At 53.8% G+C, this 20,350-nt stretch carries 18 protein-coding genes and 7 tRNA genes; all 25 read right to left on the reverse strand.

What is annotated here, in order from left to right; translation table 11 throughout:
• Window positions 1-41 precede the first annotated feature (41 nt).
• Window positions 42-455: a type IV pilin protein gene (locus GS_RS08870; protein WP_010942420.1), complete on the reverse strand. Its 414-nt coding sequence runs from the start codon at window positions 453-455 to the stop codon at window positions 42-44.
• 6 nt (window positions 456-461) lie between these two features.
• On the reverse strand, window positions 462-965 hold the full coding sequence (locus GS_RS08875; RefSeq protein ID WP_010942421.1) for a type II secretion system protein: 504 nt from the start codon (window positions 963-965) through the stop codon (window positions 462-464).
• A gap of 16 nt (window positions 966-981) precedes the next feature.
• Window positions 982-3,450 (reverse strand): tetratricopeptide repeat protein, encoded by a 2,469-nt coding sequence (locus GS_RS08880; RefSeq protein WP_010942422.1) that lies wholly within the window; start codon window positions 3,448-3,450, stop codon window positions 982-984.
• A 28-nt stretch (window positions 3,451-3,478) separates the two neighbouring features.
• Window positions 3,479-4,099, reverse strand: coding sequence for a type II secretion system protein PulP (locus GS_RS08885; protein ID WP_010942423.1), 621 nt, complete (start codon window positions 4,097-4,099; stop codon window positions 3,479-3,481).
• Entirely contained in the window at window positions 4,099-4,644 is a 546-nt protein-coding gene (gene pilO / locus GS_RS08890; RefSeq protein ID WP_010942424.1) for a type 4a pilus biogenesis protein PilO, read from the reverse strand. The genes GS_RS08885 and pilO overlap by 1 nt, the downstream gene beginning before the upstream one ends.
• Window positions 4,641-5,180 carry a PilN domain-containing protein gene (locus GS_RS08895; RefSeq protein WP_010942425.1) on the reverse strand — a complete coding sequence of 180 codons (540 nt, stop codon included), beginning with the start codon at window positions 5,178-5,180 and terminating at the stop codon, window positions 4,641-4,643. Before GS_RS08895 ends, pilO begins: the two co-directional genes overlap by 4 nt.
• The gene (pilM, locus tag GS_RS08900; protein WP_010942426.1) at window positions 5,180-6,103 is read right to left on the reverse strand and encodes a type IV pilus biogenesis protein PilM; all 924 of its coding nucleotides are present in this window, start codon (window positions 6,101-6,103) and stop codon (window positions 5,180-5,182) included. The genes GS_RS08895 and pilM overlap by 1 nt, the downstream gene beginning before the upstream one ends.
• Before the next feature lie 2 nt (window positions 6,104-6,105).
• The gene (locus GS_RS08905) at window positions 6,106-7,830 is read right to left on the reverse strand and encodes a GspE/PulE family protein (protein WP_010942427.1); all 1,725 of its coding nucleotides are present in this window, start codon (window positions 7,828-7,830) and stop codon (window positions 6,106-6,108) included.
• A gap of 45 nt (window positions 7,831-7,875) precedes the next feature.
• Window positions 7,876-9,084 carry a type II secretion system F family protein gene (locus GS_RS08910; RefSeq protein ID WP_010942428.1) on the reverse strand — a complete coding sequence of 403 codons (1,209 nt, stop codon included), beginning with the start codon at window positions 9,082-9,084 and terminating at the stop codon, window positions 7,876-7,878.
• A gap of 102 nt (window positions 9,085-9,186) precedes the next feature.
• Window positions 9,187-9,630, reverse strand: coding sequence for a cytochrome c3 family protein (locus tag GS_RS08915; RefSeq protein WP_010942429.1), 444 nt, complete (start codon window positions 9,628-9,630; stop codon window positions 9,187-9,189).
• Window positions 9,631-9,633: 3 nt separating this feature from the next.
• On the reverse strand, window positions 9,634-10,725 hold the full coding sequence (locus GS_RS08920) for a multiheme c-type cytochrome (protein WP_010942430.1): 1,092 nt from the start codon (window positions 10,723-10,725) through the stop codon (window positions 9,634-9,636).
• 8 nt (window positions 10,726-10,733) lie between these two features.
• Window positions 10,734-11,573, reverse strand: a complete 840-nt coding sequence (locus GS_RS08925) for a cytochrome c (protein WP_010942431.1) — start codon at window positions 11,571-11,573, stop codon at window positions 10,734-10,736.
• On the reverse strand, window positions 11,570-12,634 hold the full coding sequence (locus GS_RS08930; protein WP_010942432.1) for a 6-bladed beta-propeller: 1,065 nt from the start codon (window positions 12,632-12,634) through the stop codon (window positions 11,570-11,572). The genes GS_RS08925 and GS_RS08930 overlap by 4 nt, the downstream gene beginning before the upstream one ends.
• Before the next feature lie 191 nt (window positions 12,635-12,825).
• Window positions 12,826-13,545, reverse strand: coding sequence for a polyprenol monophosphomannose synthase (locus tag GS_RS08935; RefSeq protein ID WP_010942433.1), 720 nt, complete (start codon window positions 13,543-13,545; stop codon window positions 12,826-12,828).
• A 225-nt stretch (window positions 13,546-13,770) separates the two neighbouring features.
• Window positions 13,771-13,847: transfer RNA gene (locus GS_RS08940), tRNA-Asp, on the reverse strand.
• Window positions 13,848-13,906: 59 nt separating this feature from the next.
• Window positions 13,907-13,982, reverse strand: a tRNA-Val gene (locus GS_RS08945).
• Window positions 13,983-13,993: 11 nt separating this feature from the next.
• A tRNA-Asp gene (locus tag GS_RS08950) sits at window positions 13,994-14,070 on the reverse strand.
• Between the two features lie 139 nt (window positions 14,071-14,209).
• The gene (lon, locus tag GS_RS08955) at window positions 14,210-16,633 is read right to left on the reverse strand and encodes an endopeptidase La (protein WP_010942434.1); all 2,424 of its coding nucleotides are present in this window, start codon (window positions 16,631-16,633) and stop codon (window positions 14,210-14,212) included.
• A 14-nt stretch (window positions 16,634-16,647) separates the two neighbouring features.
• On the reverse strand, window positions 16,648-17,901 hold the full coding sequence (gene clpX / locus GS_RS08960; RefSeq protein ID WP_010942435.1) for an ATP-dependent Clp protease ATP-binding subunit ClpX: 1,254 nt from the start codon (window positions 17,899-17,901) through the stop codon (window positions 16,648-16,650).
• Window positions 17,898-18,497: an ATP-dependent Clp endopeptidase proteolytic subunit ClpP gene (gene clpP / locus GS_RS08965; protein ID WP_010942436.1), complete on the reverse strand. Its 600-nt coding sequence runs from the start codon at window positions 18,495-18,497 to the stop codon at window positions 17,898-17,900. The genes clpX and clpP overlap by 4 nt, the downstream gene beginning before the upstream one ends.
• 21 nt (window positions 18,498-18,518) lie before the next feature.
• Window positions 18,519-19,814, reverse strand: a complete 1,296-nt coding sequence (gene tig, locus GS_RS08970) for a trigger factor (protein WP_010942437.1) — start codon at window positions 19,812-19,814, stop codon at window positions 18,519-18,521.
• Between the two features lie 115 nt (window positions 19,815-19,929).
• Window positions 19,930-20,012: transfer RNA gene (locus GS_RS08975), tRNA-Leu, on the reverse strand.
• Window positions 20,013-20,074: 62 nt separating this feature from the next.
• A tRNA-His gene (locus GS_RS08980) sits at window positions 20,075-20,151 on the reverse strand.
• 25 nt (window positions 20,152-20,176) lie between these two features.
• Window positions 20,177-20,253, reverse strand: a tRNA-Arg gene (locus tag GS_RS08985).
• A 5-nt stretch (window positions 20,254-20,258) separates the two neighbouring features.
• A tRNA-Pro gene (locus tag GS_RS08990) sits at window positions 20,259-20,336 on the reverse strand.
• Window positions 20,337-20,350 lie beyond the last annotated feature (14 nt).

A 20,350-nucleotide genomic window follows, 5' to 3' on the forward strand; every position in this document is an offset into this window, starting at 1 on the left:
CCTACCGGCTGATACCCGCTTGATATTGTCCCTATCCCCTGTCACCAGTCCTTGTACGGAGTACCTTTTGAACTGACAAGGTCTGAGCCGCTGTGCACATCCGCCACATTACCCTTGATCTCCTCGGTAGTATGAATTTCGCCGGTGGGCTCAATAGGCTTTACGGTAACCCATGTGTCATTCTTACCGGTAAACGGGTCATTGGGGATTGATTTGACATACCGTTTTTCCGCCAACTCGTCAAGGGTGTCGGGATATTTCCCCTGATCCGCATAGTACTGATCTATGGCACTGCGCATGGTGTAGAGGTTTTCCTGCAGGACAGCCTCACGAGCCCTGATGAGCCCCCACCTGTAGTTGGGGACGGCAATTGCCGCGAGAATGCCGATGATGGTCACGACGATCATCAGCTCAATGAGGGTAAACCCCTTGCGGTTACGAAAACGTTTCAGCATCCGCTTCTACCAGTCCTTGTATTTGCTTCCGTCAATGGCAATCCCGTCACTCAAGGAATACACGTCGTAGAGGTCTTCACCACCCCAGAGATCGCTCTCGGGATCGTCCACAGAAGAACGCATTCCCCACTTGGGCGGCTCACCCACTTCGGGAGGATGAAACGGGTCAACGGGAATCCGACGAAGGTACTTTTTCTTGTAGGCATAGAGGCCGCCGAAATCCTCTCCCTCGATCAGTTTTTCGAATGATTCGGGATAACCGGACCTGTTGGCAACATCCATGATTTTCTTGTCTTTGATCGCCTTGTCGTAATCCTTCTTGTAGTCGTCGATGGCAGTGCGTATTACCCTCAAATTACGTCTCAGTTCAATCTCTTTGCTCCGTTTGGCCGCCATTTGGGTAAACGGGACAACGGCCATGGCCAGAATCCCGAGGATTGCCACGGTAAAAACGAGTTCAATGAGACTCAGCCCCCGGCTGTCACCCCGGAACCGTCTGTCGATGCGCAAGATCAGAGCCGTCACACTACTTGACTTCAACCACCGTGTTGTAAGGAATTATATCCAGAGGCCTGTTCGCTTGGTCAACGAACTTTACATTCTGGAGGCCGAGGCTGGCCGGTCCCTTGTTTTTTGCCTTGAAGGTGGCACTTAGGAGCGTTCCCGAGCCGTCGACCCCCTCACCGGCAGCACTGCGATCCATCGTGATGACTACTCGCCCAGCCGCTTTGTCCGCCAGTGCGTTGAAGATCGTCGGCTTGCCATCCCGATTTAGAAAGTTCCCTTCCGCCGCCCCGACATACTCGATGAAAATGGGGTCATAGAGCAGAGTGAACGGTGCCTTGGCAAGCCCTTTGACGTCAGTCACCTTGACTTCAACCTTGAACTGACCGCCAAGATCAACGCCGGCCGGTGCGGCGATATTGAGGCTTCCGCGCATGGCGGGCTGAACAGGTGCCACGCTAGCTTGAACTCCTGCTGCTGATGCGGCAGCCGGTGTCGCAGCCGGTTGCACCACAGCGGCCGGTGCGTCGGCCGCTGTCGCCGGCTGCCCGGCAGGAGCCGCGCTGCCGGGCTTGGCCGAAGGCACTGCGGGCGCGCCTTTGGCCGGCGCGCCGGCCGGTTGGGCTGCGAAGTCGGGTTCCAGTTCAAAGGAAGAAAACGGCTTAACGGCTGTCGGGTCATCTTCCTTGCCCGACCAGAAGGCCGCTACATCAGCCTCGGGGACGGATACTGCCCGGACAATGCGCGGCGTAATGGCAAGCACCAGCTCACTCTTATCATACCTGTCATTGTGGCTGGACAGCAGGCTGCCAATGAGGGGAATATCGCCCAGGAGCCAGATCTTCTGCTTGCTCTTGCTTTTTGTGTCCTCGATGAGACCGCCGATGATGCTGGTTTCCCCGTCTTTCAAGTTGAGAACCGTATCCACGTTGCGGGTGCCGATGGTCACGACCGAACTAATGGCATCGCCGCTGCCGACTGTCTTCTCGCCGATAATGGAACTGACCTCGACCCCAAGCTTTATGGTGACCTCGTTGTTCAACTGAATCACCGGCTCCGCATTGAGTTTGACCCCGACGTCCACGTACTGGACGTTCACGGTAACCCCGCCGACGGAACCGGTACTGGACGTAGTGGTGATAGGCACCCTCGTGCCCACGGTAAACTTGGACTTTTCCCGGTTTTTGACGCGAATCTTCGGATTCGACAGGACCTCAGCGTTGGACAACTGTTTGCTGAAATTGTACGTGGCGCTGGGAACGGTCAGGAACCCCTGGTAACCATTCCAGTTGAAGAGATTGAGGAGGTTCTTCACCTGGGTAGTGGTCACCGTGGTCGTATCGTTCGACGTTGTGGTTACCTTCGGATCAAAGGTATCAGAAAAGAAATCGCCACCCGACCCGGGAGTGCGGGCGTTGAGGGATACGGCATACCGGCTCAGTCCCAGGCCGAACAACTCTGAATTGTTTTTCGAAACCTGAATAACCTCAACTTCCAGCAACACTTCGGCATCGGGCACATCGTTGGCTTCGAGAATCTTCCCCGCCACATCGATCAGTTCCGGGTTATCCCTGATGACGAGGGCATTCAGTTCCTCGTTCACGTAGATCTTCTTGACCTGAAGCATCGTCCGCAAAAGGTTGACGGCCTTCTTGGCATCAAGGCTGTTCAGATAGAACGTCTTCACCATCAGATCTTCATACTGTTTGGCCTTTTCCGGTGTCTTGGGGAAAATGAGAATAGTGCTCTCATTGAGGACTTTGCGTCCCAGCTTGTTCATGCTCGTAAGTAGATCGAGAGCTTGATTGAAAGTTGCATTTTCAAGGAAAACGGTGACGTTTTGTTCCTTAACGCCCTCGTCAAAGATGAAATTAATCCCTGAAAGTTGGGACAGAATATAGAAAACGTCCTTGAGCTTAGCTTCCTTGAACTTAAGGGTTATCGGCTTGGTCGATTTGAGATTGAGTTCAAAGCCTTCCAGCTTGGTGCGTCTGGTCTGGAGCAGCTTTTCAAGGGCTTCTTTTATTTCCTTGTTCCCGGGATTGAGATCCAGAGCCTTGCGATAGGCCTGAAGGGCTTCGCGAGGCTTGTTCGATTTTTCAAACTCGAGTCCTTCGCGATAGTAGGTCAGTGAATTACGCACCCGGATCAACTCGTCGCTGCGCTGCTTTGCCCGCGCCAGAGCAGGGTTGAGCGAAACTGCCGACTGATATTCCCGCAGAGCTTCGTCTAGCAGCTGCTGCTCATAGGCCGTATCCCCATTTTTGAGGTGCTCGAACGCGGCTTTTTCGCTCGCCTTGAGGAGTCTCATGCGGTACTCGGTCTGTTGAGGATTGGTTGAAGCAGCCTCGGCAAACTTCATGACCGCCTCGTCAAGCTTACCTTCCTCTTCAAGCTTTTCAGCCTTGTTGAACGCGGTCAGGCCGGCAGTGCACCCGGCGAGAAAAGTCAGTACTACCGCGGCAATGGCCATGTTCGCTATGGTTCTCATGGAACTGCTCCTCGAGTTATCGTTGCGTTCAGCGGATCTGCCCGCTCAGCGGGCGATTTTCAACAAGCGGGATGACGATCTCACTGCCGTCGGTGGTCGAACGAATCGACAAGGCTTCATCCGTTATGTTGACAGCCTCGTAAATCCCGGCGATCTTGTCGCCCTGGCGTACGAGAATAATCTCTTTGTCCTTGGCCAGAAAAATAGTTTTCCGGTTCTCCTTTTTGAGAAAACCCAGGAAGGTAAAACGGGCCATGTCACGAACTACCGGTGGCGGCTGGGGAGGCACCACGGACGGAGGCGGTGACGGCAGAACCGGCCGGGGCGGCAATGGCGGCGGTATGGGCCTCGGCAGAACTGGCGGTGCGGGAGGCACTTTAGTTTCGTCGTGGAAAATGGGTCGGAAGATATTTCTTCGGAAACCGGCAAAACGCCCCTTGCTACACTCTAGGAGATCAAGCCTCACGCGCGTCTCATCGGTCACAGGCTTGGCGGGAGCCGCTTTCCTGTCGCGGGATGGAGCCTTGGTACTGGTCGTCGAAGGCAATGAGGTAACGGTTTGCTGGCGGGGCGACCTGACGTAGCTGTAAATCAGGGACAGACCCAGTACGACCAGGAGAATTGCCAGTATGAGCCGTTGACGGTTCATCACTCCTCCGTCCGGAGGTAGGCAGTAAGCTGAACTTTCAGTGCAACCGCCTCCTCCACGGCACTGCCGCTGTTGAGGGAAAGAGATTCAACCACAAGCATTGACCTGTGACACTGGAGATCAGAGAGGAAGCTCTTGATACCGGCGTAGGTACCTCCAAGAGAGAGGACCACATCATATACCACGAGTTTTTGATCCGGCACCTGCTTCGGCTTGTATGTGACGCCCTTGACCGTGAGCCCGTTGTCAGCAGCGGTTTCAAAAACTTCCATCATGAGGGCGGTGAACCCCCGTTTGGGGGTAAGGCGCTCGCGGTACACCTTCAGATCTTCTGTCCCTTGCCGGTAGATGGAGGATACATCACGCCTGGCACCCGTATTGAGCGACCTCTTGGATGTCCACTCATCCCTCAGCTCGGCAATGCGCGGCTCTTGATACACGCCTTTGAACACCGCCAGGATGATATTCACCGTTGCCAAGGCAAGAAGGACGACCACAGTCCGCTTCCTGGACGTAATAAGTTGTATGAGTTGCTGCTTCGTCATGTAAAGTCGACCTTGCAGGTGACGGTAAAGGAAATACCCTTCTGCTTTTCTCCGACACTGAGCTGTCCCTGATTCAACAGGAGAACATCGGTAAAGTGGGTTGATGACTCCAGGTTCTCCATCAGCGACCTGAGTGCGCCGAACGAGCGGGCAGCACCGGAAAGTTTAAGGGTTCCGTCCTTCAGGCTGGGATCTATGGCCCCGAGTGCAACCCCCTCGGGCACTACTTCTTCAAGGCGGTTCAGAAGAAGCAACCAGTCAAAGGCCTTTTTGCCGATTACGGCGTTGACTTCGGCAATCTTCTTGAGCAGATCCCGATACTGCTTTTCGGTAATTCCTTTGGCAGACTCATCAAAACGGGCCTGCAAAATCCCCATGTCCTTCTTGAGCGCCCGCTCCGTGGAAACATTCGCCACAAGCGATGCGATGTTGTACGCCAGTAGAAGAAGAAGCCCCAGGATCACTGCGGCAATCGCCGTGTTCACCTTCCTTGTGTTATAGAAATAGCGGGTGGCAAGGTTTATCCGGATATCCATCAAAGATTCCTCGTGGCCGCGCCAATGGCTGCCGCCAAGTCATGGAGTAACGCTGGGTCGGTCGCTGTCCCGTTATTGCCCATGACCGCCTGCGGATTGAACATGACCGGGTCAATGCCGCTCGCCTCCGCAACGATGCCGGCGAAGGACTCCCCCCCATCCGGAGGCGCCAGACAGAACACGCTCTTGACCTCGCGGCCGGGGTTTTTGTCACGGTAGACAAGGAGTGAACTATTGATCTCCATGAAAATCCGGTTCGGATCAACGACTTCTCTGCCCATCTCTTTGACGCGATAGAAATCGATGAGTCCGTCGGTTAGAGCGAGCATACTCAGCACGCCCCCGTGGAAGGCCACAAAGAGCGAGGTATCCTCAGACGGAATACGTTTGGCCGCCACGCGATAGAGGTTAAATGTGTTGAAATCGATCCGGTTCGGCTGAATTCCCGCCTCTAGGAGCAAGTCCTCGTACTGGGTCACGACCTGTCGCGCCACAACGGCAATCAGCACCGAAAGGCTCCCATTATCACGCTCACGCAGAGTCTGGTAGTCCAGATGCATGTCCCCTGCATCAAATGGCAAGCTCTTCTTGAGCTTCCAGCGGATCATGTCGCGCCCCTCTTCCCTGTTTTTGAAGCGCGTATCAAAATCCATGATCATTACACGGCCAACTGCGTCGGGTAGCGTAACCGATACGAGGTCCGTCCGAACGAGCAGCTTGCAATACTCCTCGCGCACCGTGCCGACAAAGGCCTTGGGATCTACGACATTGGGCTCGCGGTGGAGAATCCGCACTATCCCCGGTGCAAAGGAGGCACCACCGTGCGTCACGAGACGCGGCGCACCCTTGCCGCCACCCAGCACGACAAAGCGGACCCCGTGCTGCGACACTTCCATACCTATGGCGTTCTGGGCGAAAAGCATGCTCACTCCACGAAGGTGACCCGGTTGATTTCACGCAAGGTCGTTTCCCCTGCAAAGACCTTTTCAATGGCAGATTCGCGCAGGAATACCGTGCCGGACTCACGGGCGGCCGCCTTGAGCTGGGCTGCAGGAGCCTTCGCCATGATCAGCTCCCGCATCTGGTCATTCAGATCAAGAAGTTCAATGATGGCTGATCGTCCGCGATATCCCGTCCCATTGCACTCCTCGCAGCCACGACTCTCATAGAACGTTACGTCGCGACACTCCTCCGGGTCAAGTCCCGATTCGATAAGGACCGAATCCGAATGCTCCACCGGATATTTGCAGTGCGGACACGCCTTGCGTACCAGACGCTGGGCCATGACACAGTTGAGACACGAAACGAAGTTGTAGGGATCGATCCCCATGTGAATGAAGCGGCCAAGAACGTCAAAAGCGTTGTTCGCGTGAACCGTCGTAAAGACCAAGTGCCCGGTGAGGGCCGATTGGACGGCGATTTGTGCCGTTTCAGGGTCCCGGATCTCGCCGACCATGATCTTGTCCGGGTCGTGCCGAAGAATCGACCGGAGACCGCGGGCAAAGGTGAGGCCCTTTTTCTCGTTCACCGGTATCTGGACGATACCGCGCAACACGTATTCGACCGGGTCTTCAATGGTAATGATCTTCTCTTCGCCCGTATGAATCTCGGTGAGAGCGGCGTAGAGGGTAGTCGTCTTGCCCGAACCGGTCGGCCCCGTTACGAGGACCATGCCGTAAGGCTCGCGAATTTTCCTTCTCAGACGCTTCATTTCCCGCGGATGCATGCCGAGCGTCTCAAGCGTAAGCCCCTTCAGGTCGGAAGCGATGCTCTCCTTGTCAAGGATACGGATAACCGCGTCCTCTCCAAAGGCGCTCGGCATGATCGATACGCGAAAATCAATGGCCTTGTCATTGAGCCTGACCTTGAAGCGACCGTCCTGAGGGATGCGTCGCTCGGAAATGTCGAGCTCACTCATGACCTTGAGGCGAGAAATGATAGGAGCCTGAAAGTGAATATCGAGGGGTTCGGTGGCCCGGTATAGCACCCCGTCGATCCGGTATTTGATGATAACCCCTTCCAGGGCGGTTTCGATGTGAATATCGCTTGCCCGACGGGTCAGCGCGTCCATGACGGTTGAGTTGACGAGCTTGATGATGGGGCTCGTGTCGGCCGAGATCTTCTCCATGGAGAGTATCTCTTCGCCTTTTTCATTCTCCTTGACCAGTTGCAGCATGAAGTCCTCGGAAACTTCCTTGAGGACCCTACTGGTGGCCTCCCCTTTCTTGAGGATAGTGGCAATGGCCGTTTCCGTCGCCAGTTTGACGATAAAAGGCCGGTCCAGCAGAAGCTCCAACTCGTCCAGCTTCAGAACATCTGTCGGATCGGCAATAAGAACGACCAGGGTCCCGTCTTCCTCTTCCAACGGGACGAACTGGTAGCGATAGATCGCATCCGGTGGCAGTGTAGCCAGGAGCGACTCATTGAGCCGCACGCCGCGGGCATCAACATAGTCGAGGCCGAACTGCTCGGCAAGAGCCCGTGCCAGGTTCTCCTCGGTAATGAGTCCGTCCCCAACGCAGACCTCCCCGAAACGCTTTGTGGACGCATTTCTCTTCTCGACCAGATAGGGGATCTGATCAGGATTGAGGCTTCCCTGTTGAACAAGGATCTGGCCGATGGTTTTTCGTTTGAAAGATTGCTTTTCCATTGCTTCGTTCCAAGCCGGGCCGTTGAATGGGCTGCGCCGCGACAATCATCCTACAGTGCCGGCAATTTTGAACACCGGCAGGTACATGGTTACGATAATAACGCCAACAACCAGCCCCATGACGATCATGATCGCGGGTTCAATGGCAGTTGTCAGCAGGTGGAGGCGGGCATCGATTTCCCCCTCGAAGTATTCGGCAATATCACTCAGCATCTCCTCAAGGGAACCGGTCGACTCCCCCACGCCGAGCATCCGGAGCGCGAGAGGCGGCATGATCCTCGCCGACTCGATGGCACCCGACAGACTCATTCCCTCCTCGATCTTGACCACGGCTTCGAGCATCCGTCTTTCGAGCACGCGATTATTCAATGTGCCCACCGACATCTTGAGCGATTCGACAATAGGTATGCCGCTACCGATGACTGTTGCCAATGTCCGTGTAAACGAGCTGACGGCGAATTTGGAAAAGACATCACCGATAAAGGGTATTCGTATCTTTATATCATCAACCCGATACCGCCCGCTCTCGGTAGCGGCCCATCGCCTGAAAAAGAATACAGCACCGATAACTGCCGCTATAATCAGGGGGAAAAGCTGCTTCAATGATGTGGAAAACGCTATGAGTATCCTGGTGGGAAGTGGAAGCTGGGAACCGGCATCCGCATAAACCTGGCTGAAGGTCGGAACCACGTAGACCAGGAGAAAAGTGATGGCCAACGTTGCAACGGTAACAAGGATTGCGGGATAGACCAGCGCGGAAATGAATCGTTTCCGTACTTCTTCCACCCGTTTGAGAAACGCGATGTAGCGCCGGATGGTGAGCTGCAGGTCCCCGGTCCGCTCGCCAGCTCGCACCGAAGCTACGTAGAGATGGGGAAAGACCTTGGTGTGCTTTTCCAGGGCATCGGAGAGAGCCATCCCACCCTTTACGTCCTCGCGAACAACCGCCAGCACGTCAAATAGAGTTCCCCGCTCAACCCGCTCCAGTACCGTGTCAAGCGCCTGGATAATCGGCAAGCCGGCCTTGATCAGAACGAGAAGCTCCTGGTTGAGGGTAAGGAGGGCCTTGTTGTCTACCTTGCGTCGCCCTCCCCCTTTGTCCCAGAGAAACTGCAGGGGCTTTTTTTTTATCTCGAAAACAAAAAAACCCTGCTCTTCCAAACTGGTGCGAAGCATTTCAGGGTTTGCTGCTTCCAGTTCCCTGGTGATGATTCGCCCCTCCGAGGAGCCGAGCTTACAGTGGTATAGGGCCATTAGATTTTCTTAGCACAAAATGGGTAAAATTAAAAATAAAAACAAGCAGAAACATGACCGCAACACCATCACAACACACCCACCACAACACAATAGTCACTGCTATCGGTCGTGGCAGGAAAAGCAGAGATCCTCCACAGGGATGCGAAGATGGTACGCTTTCTGGTGAGGGTTTTCCGCGGCAACCACATGCATGTCGTGACATGTGATGGCACAGGCAATCAATCCGTCTCCATCGAGCGGCAGCCCCTTGCGGTTCATTTCCGGCTTTTTGCCGACACCATGTCCGAAATCAATGCCGTGACACTGAAGACATACCCCGTTAGCATCTGATTTTAGCTGACTTTTCCCATCACCAGACAAGCGGTCGGATCTCAGATCCCGTTCCGTGGCAATGTGACATGAAAGACACGCCCCCTGTGCATCGTGCGGCGATACACGTTCAGCCGCCGAAACGGACTGCGCGTTTAGTGTTGCCCACAGCGACACAGCCACAAACGCATTGAAAAATACTAGTTTCCGGCTGCCCGGCGCGTACAGGCTCATGGCTCAGTATACCCTCGGATTATGGTCCACACCGTGGCAGGAAAGATAGCACTCCCCCCTGAACGTGGATATCCCCTTTTCGACAAACTTGAGCTGGCCCTGCGAATTAGGAGAAACCACCGACCTGTTAAACCGGATCAGGTATTTGTACTCGACGCTGCCGTGGGAATTGTGGCAGGTATAGCAGGAGGTGCCGTTCGAGCCGGCAATTCCGCCAGTACCCTGAATATGCTTTGCATGAAATTTGAAGCTTTCATTGCCGAGGATACTGCTGCGATCGTGGCACCGGTAACAGAGGGCATATACATGAGGGCTTTCCGGTTGGTTGTCGCGTGTCGAGTAGTTCTCGACGAGGATGTGCTCGTTAAGTGAGCCGTGAGGTCCCCGGGGCCCGGAAGAAGACTCGCTGCCGTGGCAGTCGCCACAGGAAATAATTGAGACGTCACCCGGAGTTACCTTCCTTTCCTTATATGGATGGATGAGACTGACAACCGCCGTGTTTTTCCCCTCAGCTTCCACCGGATGAAACGACGGGTTGGTGGAAGCAAGCTCGGCCCTCTTATTATTAAAACGGCCGGGAAGATTAGCACTTTCAGCGTGGCATCTGTAGCAAAGTTCGAACTCCGCCGTGACGGTCGAGATCAGATTGCCCACCCTGCGCCCTTTGATTCCTGCAAATTTATTGGCGGGAGAAACATGATGAGGGTTGTGGCAATCCACGCAGACGGCGTGGCGAGGCATTCGCGGGTCCGCCTCCGGCAGGGTCTCCCCACCCCGGTGGACCCCACGGACATCAAACGTTGGGTGCCGGAAAGGCTTGCGGAATTCATCCTCAATGTTCTTCATATCGGATTCACGGGGAGCGAAACCTCTGGGCATGCCGGCATATTGACGGGTCAGCCGGGAAGGATCACCATGACAGACAATGCAGGTCTCGGGTCCACCTCCGTCTTTGAAATTGAACTTGAGGTGGCAGGTTGAACACCCTCGGGGCACTTTACTTCGATCGAGATGGACTCCCCCCGTGTAATCGGCAGCAAAGGCCGGCATGACCGAGAGCAGCACCAAGCAAATGAGAACTGCGGCTACCGGCATTGCATCTCCTAAGGATTTGGCGTCTTGAAACTGTGGCATGCGTAGCAGACTTCATCGTGAACGGTATCGGCATTCACGGTTGATAGCCCCCGTCCGTCATAGGCCCAAAACGGTGTCAACGGGGGGGTATTTGTGTCGTAAAACTGACTCTGATGAGGATCATGACAGGTGGTGCACTGCATGCGCTTTTCCTTGTCAAGTCTGACGAATTGCCTGGCCTTGTTGGTACCGGGCGCGCCCGGGCTTTCCTGGGACGGAGCGTCGGCCGGCAACCAGTAATCTGATACCGGATTTTCCAGAGTTTTTAGGCGTGCAACCACTTCTGCGGTGTACTTGAATGAAACCGGGTGATGTGAATTGGTTATCTTGGCGCGATCAAAGACATGGTCGCCGGTCATCTTCGTGTACATGCTGCCGTTGACCTCGATCGGTACCCCGGCAAGCACGGCCCCAAGAGCCGTGACCCCGTCGTGGCAGCTGAGGCAAAGTCTGGATGAGCCATTGGGCTCCGCAGCATAATCGCTGGCCGTGCGGGCGGTTGCATCCAGGTGGAGAGACAAGCTGCTCGATGAATAGTGGCCGAAACTCTGGGTTGTGTCGCTGCGGTTCCAGAGCGTGGTCTGCGGGCGTGCATTATGGGGCGTGTGACAAAAGATACAGATCTGCCTGGCCCGCATATCGGTTGAATTGGTAGCTTTGAAATTAACGTTTGTGTTGGAATAGGAAAGGTTATGCTTGTTTCCGCCACCTGAATCGGTAAATTTGGGCCCGGGTGCCCCGTAATTCAGGCGGGCACTGCCCATGACGAGCGCTGTCACGAACATGACCCAAAAGATCCTCGTCATCATCGATTTTCCTCTTTCAGGTATTCGAATACCTGGACCCGCCGGTTGTACGAATCAGAGATGAAGATTCGATCGTTGCGATCGATATGAATGCCGCTCGGCATGTAAAACTCACCGCTTTTCTTGCCGGGTTTTCCAACGAAAAGGAGCAATTGCCCCTCCTGATTAAAAATCTGAAAATTGTCAAACGCGGCATCGATCACGTACACATTGAGGTCACTGTCGACTGCAACGCCACGGGGCCTCGCGAAAGAACCGGGAGCATCTCCTATTTCACCGATACTTCGGAGATAGCGACCGGCTGAATCATACACCTTGACCGTAAAATTCAAGGCATCGGTAACATAGACTTTATCGTCCTTATCAACGGCCACATGGGAGGGAAGGTTTAATTTACCCCCAATATCATCAGGGGGGAAATCTCCCAAGAAACGCCCACTCACGTTAAAAACTTTCAATTTATGTGCCAACACATCAACAACAAAAAGAACGCCTTTACTGTTCACGGCCAAACCGGCCGGTCTCTTGAAGTCGACCTGGCCATCAGCCAGGACACGCAAAAACTCTCCGTCACGGGAAAAAACGTACACTTTGGCATTGACCGAATCGCTGACGTACAGATCACCTGAAGGGGAGAGGGCGAGTCCGACCGGGCTTGAGAGGAACTCATCGCCAGCCCGAACAATATAGGAAACCTTTTGCCGCGCCAGATCGATGCGATGAACGACACCAGACGAGGAATCGGAAACAAACAAAAGCGTTCCGCCATCCGAGACAACCCCGTAGGGAGTTACAAAGGGAACATGCTTGAACTGCTCGCCGGTAACAAACTCAAGAAAACGGGCTATTGCTCCTGGTTCAGCCTTAACCTGCTCCGGCCCGGAAATTTCACGAAGAAATCGTATCCGGGCCGGATTAGGAGCAGGAGGCCAAGCCATATCCACCGATGGGTCTCGCAATGAGGCGGCGGGCAAGAACGACGGACCGCCGCACCCAACGATCATCAATGGTGATGCTAGCGCGAGCAACAATAGAAGAAGGAATACGCCACGGCTTAGTCTCATGCCATTATCATCCCTGCTACCCATAACGCAAAGAGGAGCACTACGCTCCCCCCCCAGATACTCGCAGCCCTGCGATCAAAAACGCCTTCCGCGGGAAAGGCCCGCATAATGAACCCTATCATGGAACAAATCCATCCCCATAAACCGACCTGAGCGGCAAACGCCCATGTTACGTCGAGCATATCGTCCTCCTAGCGGAACAACGCCCCGAAAACAGAGCCGAGCTTGAGTTTCCACACCATGAACACGGCTTCACGTACAATTTTCTTGGACATTTTTGAGCTGCCCGAACGCCGGTCGATGAAGATGATTGGGATTTCCCTAACCTGAAAACCTTTTTCCACGCACCGATAGTTCATTTCAATCTGAAACGAGTAACCGTCAGAGCGAATAGTGCTCATATCGATCGATTCGATCACCCTACGGCGAAAACATTTGAACCCGCTTGTGCAATCCATGATGCGCAAGCCGGTGATCAATCTCGTGTACCAGTTAGCGAAATAACTCAGCATGAGCCGACGGAGAGGCCAGTTGACCACGCTGATGCCGTTCAGATATCGAGAGCCGATGACCAGGTCACACCCCTCCATGGCCTCCAGGAACCGTGGCAGTGTTGCCGGGTCATGAGAATAATCGGCATCCATTTCGACAATGAAGTCGGCGTCCATGGCAAGTGCCGCGGCGAAGCCCTGGCGATACGCCGAGCCAAGGCCCATCTTGCCTGGACGGTGCAGCACATGAACCCGTCCCTTCCCCTCGGACAACCGGTCTACAATCTCTCCAGTGCCGTCCGGGGAGTTGTCGTCCACGACCAGCACGTGAATGTCCTTGTCCTGCGCCAGCACGTCGTTGATCAGTCGCTCGATCGTATCACGCTCATTGTACGTCGGAATGACGACAACGGTTCTCAAGTTGTGCCTCCAGATAATTGAATGAAAACCAGGTGAGGCAAACGCGCGTCATCGACCTCCATAAACGGCGCGCTCACATCTTCTTAATAATTAATGGATAATAGCGGCCAATTCACACGCCCGTCAAGGAAAACACCCTTCCGAAGTACTACCTGCCGCGAACCATCCCAGATCTTACTGCGATTCAAAACAAAAAGGCCATGCAAAGCATGACCTTTTTGTTAATGGCGGGGTCGACGGGGCTCGAACCCGCGGCCTCCGGCGTGACAGGCCGGCGTTATAACCAACTTAACTACGACCCCATTCGTTATATTCAGTTAGAGTAGCCACTACTTCGACAACGACTACCTTGAAGCATATATGGTGGGCGAAGAGGGGATCGAACCCCCGACATCCAGCTTGTAAGGCTGGCGCTCTCCCAGCTGAGCTATTCGCCCTTCTTAATTAATGGCGGGGTCGACGGGGCTCGAACCCGCGGCCTCCGGCGTGACAGGCCGGCGTTATAACCAACTTAACTACGACCCCGTTTTCAGCATAAATTGTAGGTATAAATGGACAGCAACTTATCAATTTTACAGCCAAATATTGACTTATTGCCGCCTCGAAACGAGACATAACTTATAACAGAGACCTCACAGAGGTGTCAAGCGCTTTTTTCCACGCGTCAGTGGGCAGTAACGGTTTCCTGTTCAGATATCGCCGGATGCCCCTCCGAGGCGAGGTAGGGAGCTCCACTTGAAACGCCTTCAGCCAAGAGCGCCCGGGAAAGCACTTCGTCCATATGACGGGCTGGAACGATAGTAAGCCCCACCGTAACCTCCCGTGGGATTTCCGCCAGATCCTTTTTATTTTCCTCTGGGATGACAACCGTGGAAATTCCACCTCGCCCCGCGGCCAGGAGTTTTTCCTTGAGGCCCCCGATGGCAAGCACATTACCGCGGAGAGTAATCTCACCCGTCATGGCAAGATCGTGCCGAACCGGCCGGCCAGTTAGAGCAGACACTATCGCCGTAGCCATGGTAATGCCGGCCGAGGGGCCATCCTTGGGGATTGCTCCTTCCGGCACGTGAATATGTATGTCCGCCTTCTTGTGAAACTCTTTATCAATACCCAGGATCTGCGCCCGCGAACGCACATAGGTCATGGCCGCCTGTGCCGACTCCTGCATGACCTCCCCCAGCTTCCCGGTAATGAGGAGCTTTCCGGTGCCGGGCACAATCGCCACCTCAATGGTAAGCAGGTCCCCGCCGACTTCGGTCCAGGCAAGACCCGTTGCGTAGCCGGGAGCATCTTTGTCCTCTGCCGTCCCGATCCGGTACTTGCGAGGCCCCAGGAACCCAGACAGATTCTTGGGCTGAATTACAATCTTCTTTTTCTCGCCCTTGACCACACGATGAGCCGCCTTGCGACAGAGCGTCGCAATATCGCGCTCCAGATTGCGCACGCCAGCCTCGCGGGTGTAATAGCGAATTATTTCACTGACCGCCTTTCCGGAGATGCTGATCTGTTGTTCAGAAAGCCCATTGGCTGCCATCTGTTTACCAACGAGATAGCGCTCGGCAATAGCAAGTTTTTCATGCTCGGTGTAGCCCTCAAGGCGAATCACCTCCATCCGGTCGAGCAGGGGACGGGGAATCGAATGCGTCGAGTTGGCCGTGGCAATGAACATGACGTGGGAAAGATCATACTCCACATCAAGAAAATGATCGCTGAAATGGGCATTCTGCTCCGGGTCGAGAACCTCAAGCAGTGCCGACGCCGGATCACCCCTGAAATCGGAGCTCATTTTGTCAATCTCGTCCAGCAAAAATACAGGGTTGTTACTTCCCGCCTTTTTGAGGTTCTGGATGATCTTGCCGGGCATGGCTCCAACATAGGTACGGCGGTGGCCCCGGATCTCCGCTTCGTCACGCATTCCACCGAGCGACATTTTGACAAAATGACGACCGGTTGCCGTGGCGATTGATCGGGCAAGTGAAGTTTTACCCACCCCGGGGGGACCAACCAGACAGAGAATAGGTCCCTTCAACTTCTTAACGAGCGCCTGGACGGAGAGATACTCCAATATACGCTCCTTGACCTTTTCAAGACCGTAATGGTCAGCGTTCAAAACCTCTTCAGCGCCGATGATGTCATGCTTTTCGCGAGTCATCTTCGCCCACGGAAGTGATACAAGCCAGTCGACGTAGTTTCTCACCACAGCAGCTTCGGCAGACGCAGGCGACATGAGCTTCAGTTTTTTGAGTTCTGCAAGGGCCTTTTGTCGGGCTTCCTTGGACAACTTCCCTTTGGTTGCCTTGTTCTCCAGTTCAAGGAGTTCCTGCCTGAAGTCGTCTTTGGTTCCCAACTCCTTCTGGATGGCTCGCATCTGCTCGTTCAGATAATATTCTTTCTGGTTCTTCTCCATCTGCTTCTTGACACGGGTCCGGATTTTATTCTCCAGTTGGAGAATCTCCAATTCGGCCTCCATGAAAGACAAGAGCTTCTCCAGTCGCTCATGGGGAGTCATTATACCAAGTAGCAGCTGCTTGTCGGAAAGCTTGAGATTAAGATGGGGTGCCAGCGTATCGGCAAGCTTGCCGGGCTCAACAATTCCCCCAACAGCACTGACCACTTCCTGCGGAATGCCCTTGGTCAGCTTCACATAGCCTTCAAACACCGATTTGGTGCTCCGAATAAGGGCTTCAAGTTCGGGGTTTGCTTCAAGAGACTCAAGATACGGCTGTATTTCAGCCATGAAGTAGTCGGGGTTAGGTAGAAAGGAGACAAGACTGCCCCGCTGCTTGCCCTCCACCAACACCTTGACTGTACCGTCGGGGAGCTTCAGCAGTTGTATGATCTGTGAGATGGTACCAGTTGTGTAGATATCCTCCTGGCGGGGATCTTCCGTTTTGGCATTTCTCTGTGCGGCGAGAAAAATCATCCTGTTGCCGTTCATGGCCGCCTCAAGGGCAGAGATCGAACGCTCTCGCCCCACAAAAAGAGGAACTACCATGTGCGGAAAAACAACAATGTCCCTTAACGGTAAAAGAGGGAATCTTTGCAGATCCCCTCTTTCCAGGCTTTCTATACTATGGTCGACGCTCATTGGGTCCTTTGCAGTCAGGCTGACTCAGCCACATTTTCATAAACAATGATCGGCTTTTCCTTGTTGTAGATGACATCTTCGTTGATGACCACTTCTTTAACCATGGTTTGCGATGGAATTTCATACATGATGTCAAGCATGGCGTTCTCAAGGATCGACCGGAGTCCGCGGGCGCCCGTCTTACGCTTGAGCGCTTCCCGGGATATGGCGACCAGAGAACCGTCGGTAAACTTGAGCTTCACATGCTCCATTTCGAACAGCTTCTGGTATTGCTTGATAAGCGCGTTTTTCGGCTCCTTCAGGATCTGGACCATAGCGGTTTCATCCAGTTCGCGCAGGGTAGCGAGGACGGGCAGACGACCGATGAATTCTGGGATGAAACCGAACTTGAGAAGGTCTTCAGGGGTAACTTCCGTGAGAAGCTCTCCTGCTCTCTTCTCGACTTTGCTCTTTACGTCAGCACCGAAACCGAGCTTTTTCACACCGATACGCTGCTGAATAATGCTGTCGAGCCCCGCGAACGCGCCGCCGCAGATAAACAGAATATTCGTGGTATCGACCTTCAAAAACTCTTGCTGCGGGTGCTTGCGTCCTCCCTTGGGAGGAACGCTGGCGACGGTTCCTTCAATAATTTTCAACAGCGCCTGCTGCACCCCTTCCCCCGACACATCCCGGGTGATGGATGGAGAATCGGATTTACGGGCTATCTTGTCAATTTCGTCGATATAGATGATACCCTTCTGGGCCCGTTCTACATCATAGTCGGCAGCCTGAAGAAGATTGAGAATGATATTCTCGACATCTTCCCCCACATAGCCGGCTTCAGTGAGGTTTGTAGCATCCGCCATGGCGAACGGAACTTTCAGTATCCGGGCCAGGGTCTGAGCCAACAGGGTCTTGCCGGAGCCAGTAGGTCCAAGCAGAAGAATGTTGCTCTTCTGCATCTCTACATCGCTCGGCTTGCCCATGGACTCTATGCGCTTGTAGTGATTGTAAACAGCGACGGCGAGGACTTTTTTCGCTTGGTCCTGGCCAATCACGTATTCGTCGAGAACATCCTTGATTTCACGGGGTTTGGGAAGCTTCTTGACATCGGGCCCCATGGCCTCTTCAAGCTTCGACTCCTCGGCAATAATATCATTACAGAGTTCGATGCACTCGTCGCAAATATATACCGTTGGTCCGGCAATGAGCTTTTTTACTTCATCCTGGCTCTTACCACAAAAGGAGCAGGTGAGATTGTCGCTGCCGTCGTTTCTCCTACTCACCGAGTACCTCCGCTGGGAGTATTGCGCTCAATTATGTTATCAATGATACCATAGTCCTTCGCCTCCGCTCCAGACATAAAATAGTCGCGCTCGGTATCGGCTTCAACCTTGGCCAGTTGCTGCCCTGTATTTTCGGCAAGAATCTCGTTCAGCCGTTTTTTAAGCTTCAGAATTTCCTGGGCATGAATATGAATATCCGTTGCCTGACCCTGGAATCCACCTAAAGGCTGATGGATCATAATCCGGGAATGCTTCAAGCTGAAACGCTTTCCCTTCTCCCCGCCCGACAAAAGCAACGCCCCCATTGAAGCGGCCTGCCCCACGCAAATTGTCGACACGGGTGCTTTTATGTACTGCATGGTGTCGTAGATGGCCATACCCGATGTTACAACGCCGCCCGGCGAGTTGATGTACAGATGGATATCCTTGTCCGGATCCTCGGCCTCGAGAAAAAGCATCTGGGCTATGACCAGATTCGCAACGTGGTCGTCAACGGGGCCGCCAAGAAAGATAATGCGATCCTTCAGGAGCCTCGAATAAATATCGTAGGAACGTTCACCCCTACCCGTTTGTTCGACCACTATCGGTACAAGCATGTTGCCTCCTCGCTCCACAGGTTACTCTTTCGTCTTCTCGCTGATTACTGCGCTACCCAGAAGAAACGACATGACCTTCTCCTCGGCCAAGTGCGCTACAAGATTTTCCCGTGCCGCACGATTCTGCTCGTAAAAGCTCTTTACGCGGCCGAGCTCCTCCTCGTTGCCTCCTGCAATTTCCAGCAGTTTTTTCTCGATGTCAGCCTCTTCGACCGAAATTCCTTCTTTTTTGGCAACGGCTTCAAGAAGAAGCGAACCCTTGACCTGGTTCTCAGCAACGGTACGGTACTGGGCCTTGAACGACTCCTCGTTCATTCCCATCATTTCGAAGGTAAGCCGCTGCTGGGCAAGCCTGTTCTGTGCGTTGGCCAGCATGGTCTGCAGTTGCCGGTCCACAAGCGTCGAAGGAACCTCTATTTCGTTTTTCTCAATGAGCGCCTGCACGACCCGATCCTGAAGGTCTGCTTTAATCCGGTCGTTTTCCTGCTTCTCGTACAGTTCAGCAATCTTGTCCCTCAGTTGGGTGATGGTATCGAACTCTCCCATCTGAGCGGCAAACTCATCATTCAGCTCAGGGAGCTCTTTGACCTTGATCTCACTCAGGATCACGTCAAATCGGGCCTCTTTGCCGGCAAGATCTTTGTTCCAGTAGTCCTCAGGAAAGTTCAGCGACATTGATTTCGACTCGCCGGTCTTCATACCCACGATCTGTTCTTCAAAACCGGGAATAAATCGGCCGGAACCGAGTTCAAGCTGGTAACTCTCGGCAGAGCCGCCTTCAAACGGAACACCGTCGACGTAACCGGTAAAGTCAATGACGGCGAAGTGCCCATCTTCAGCCACTGATCCCTCTTCCAGAGACCTCAGGTGAGACATGTTCTCACGCATTTCCTGCAGTCTCTTCTCAACAATCGACTCATCGGGCGTGAAGGTTTCCTTGGCAACCTCAAGTCCGTTGTAGTCCTTTACGTCGATTTCGGGGAGAACTTCGACCGTAGCGGAGTAGGTAAACGGAGTTCCGCGCTTTATTTCGTCGCTGTCAATTACTGGATGGGAAACGGGAAAGATTTTGTGCTCGGCAAGCGCCTTGAAATACGTCTCCTCGAACAGATTCTTCAGCACGTCACCTTCCATGACGTCTGCATAATGCTTTTCAATGAGTGACTGGGGGGCTTTGCCTTTACGGAAGCCCTTAATGGCCGCGCGCTTGCGGATCTTTTCAAAAACCTTGTCTATCTCGGACGTAACGCGGTCCGCCGGAATCTCAAAGGAAATTTTCTTTTTGACGCTGCTGAGCGACTCGACAGTGCTGGTCATCGTTCAACCTCTCTCCATTGGGGTAGTGTTAATATGATTATTAATCGGACGGGATAGTGGGCAAGAAAACAACAATCTCCGGGCGGGTAATTAAGAAAGCCACACATGTTTGAATTGGTGCGAGAGAGGGGAGTCGAACCCCTACGGTTGCCCGCTGGATCCTAAGTCCAGTGCGTCTGCCAGTTCCGCCACTCTCGCAGATTGTCGCAACCAACTACACATACGAATAAGCCCCGTTCATCACGGGGCTCTTTCTTAAATGGGGTGGCTAGTGGGATTTGAACCCACGAATGCATGAGTCACAGTCATGTGTGTTAGACCCCTTCACCATAGCCACCATATGTGATTTACCGTTAATTAGTTGGCACGCCTGAGAGGATTCGAACCTCTGACCTACGGATTAGAAGTCCGTTGCTCTATCCAGCTGAGCTACAGGCGCAGGCTTGGTCGGGGTGAGAGGATTCGAACCTCCGACCCCCTGCTCCCAAGGCAGGTGCGCTAGCCAGGCTGCGCTACACCCCGTTGGAATTTGTATA

This window comes from Geobacter sulfurreducens PCA, from assembly GCF_000007985.2.
In the GTDB taxonomy this organism is placed as follows: Bacteria; Desulfobacterota; Desulfuromonadia; order Geobacterales; family Geobacteraceae; genus Geobacter; species Geobacter sulfurreducens.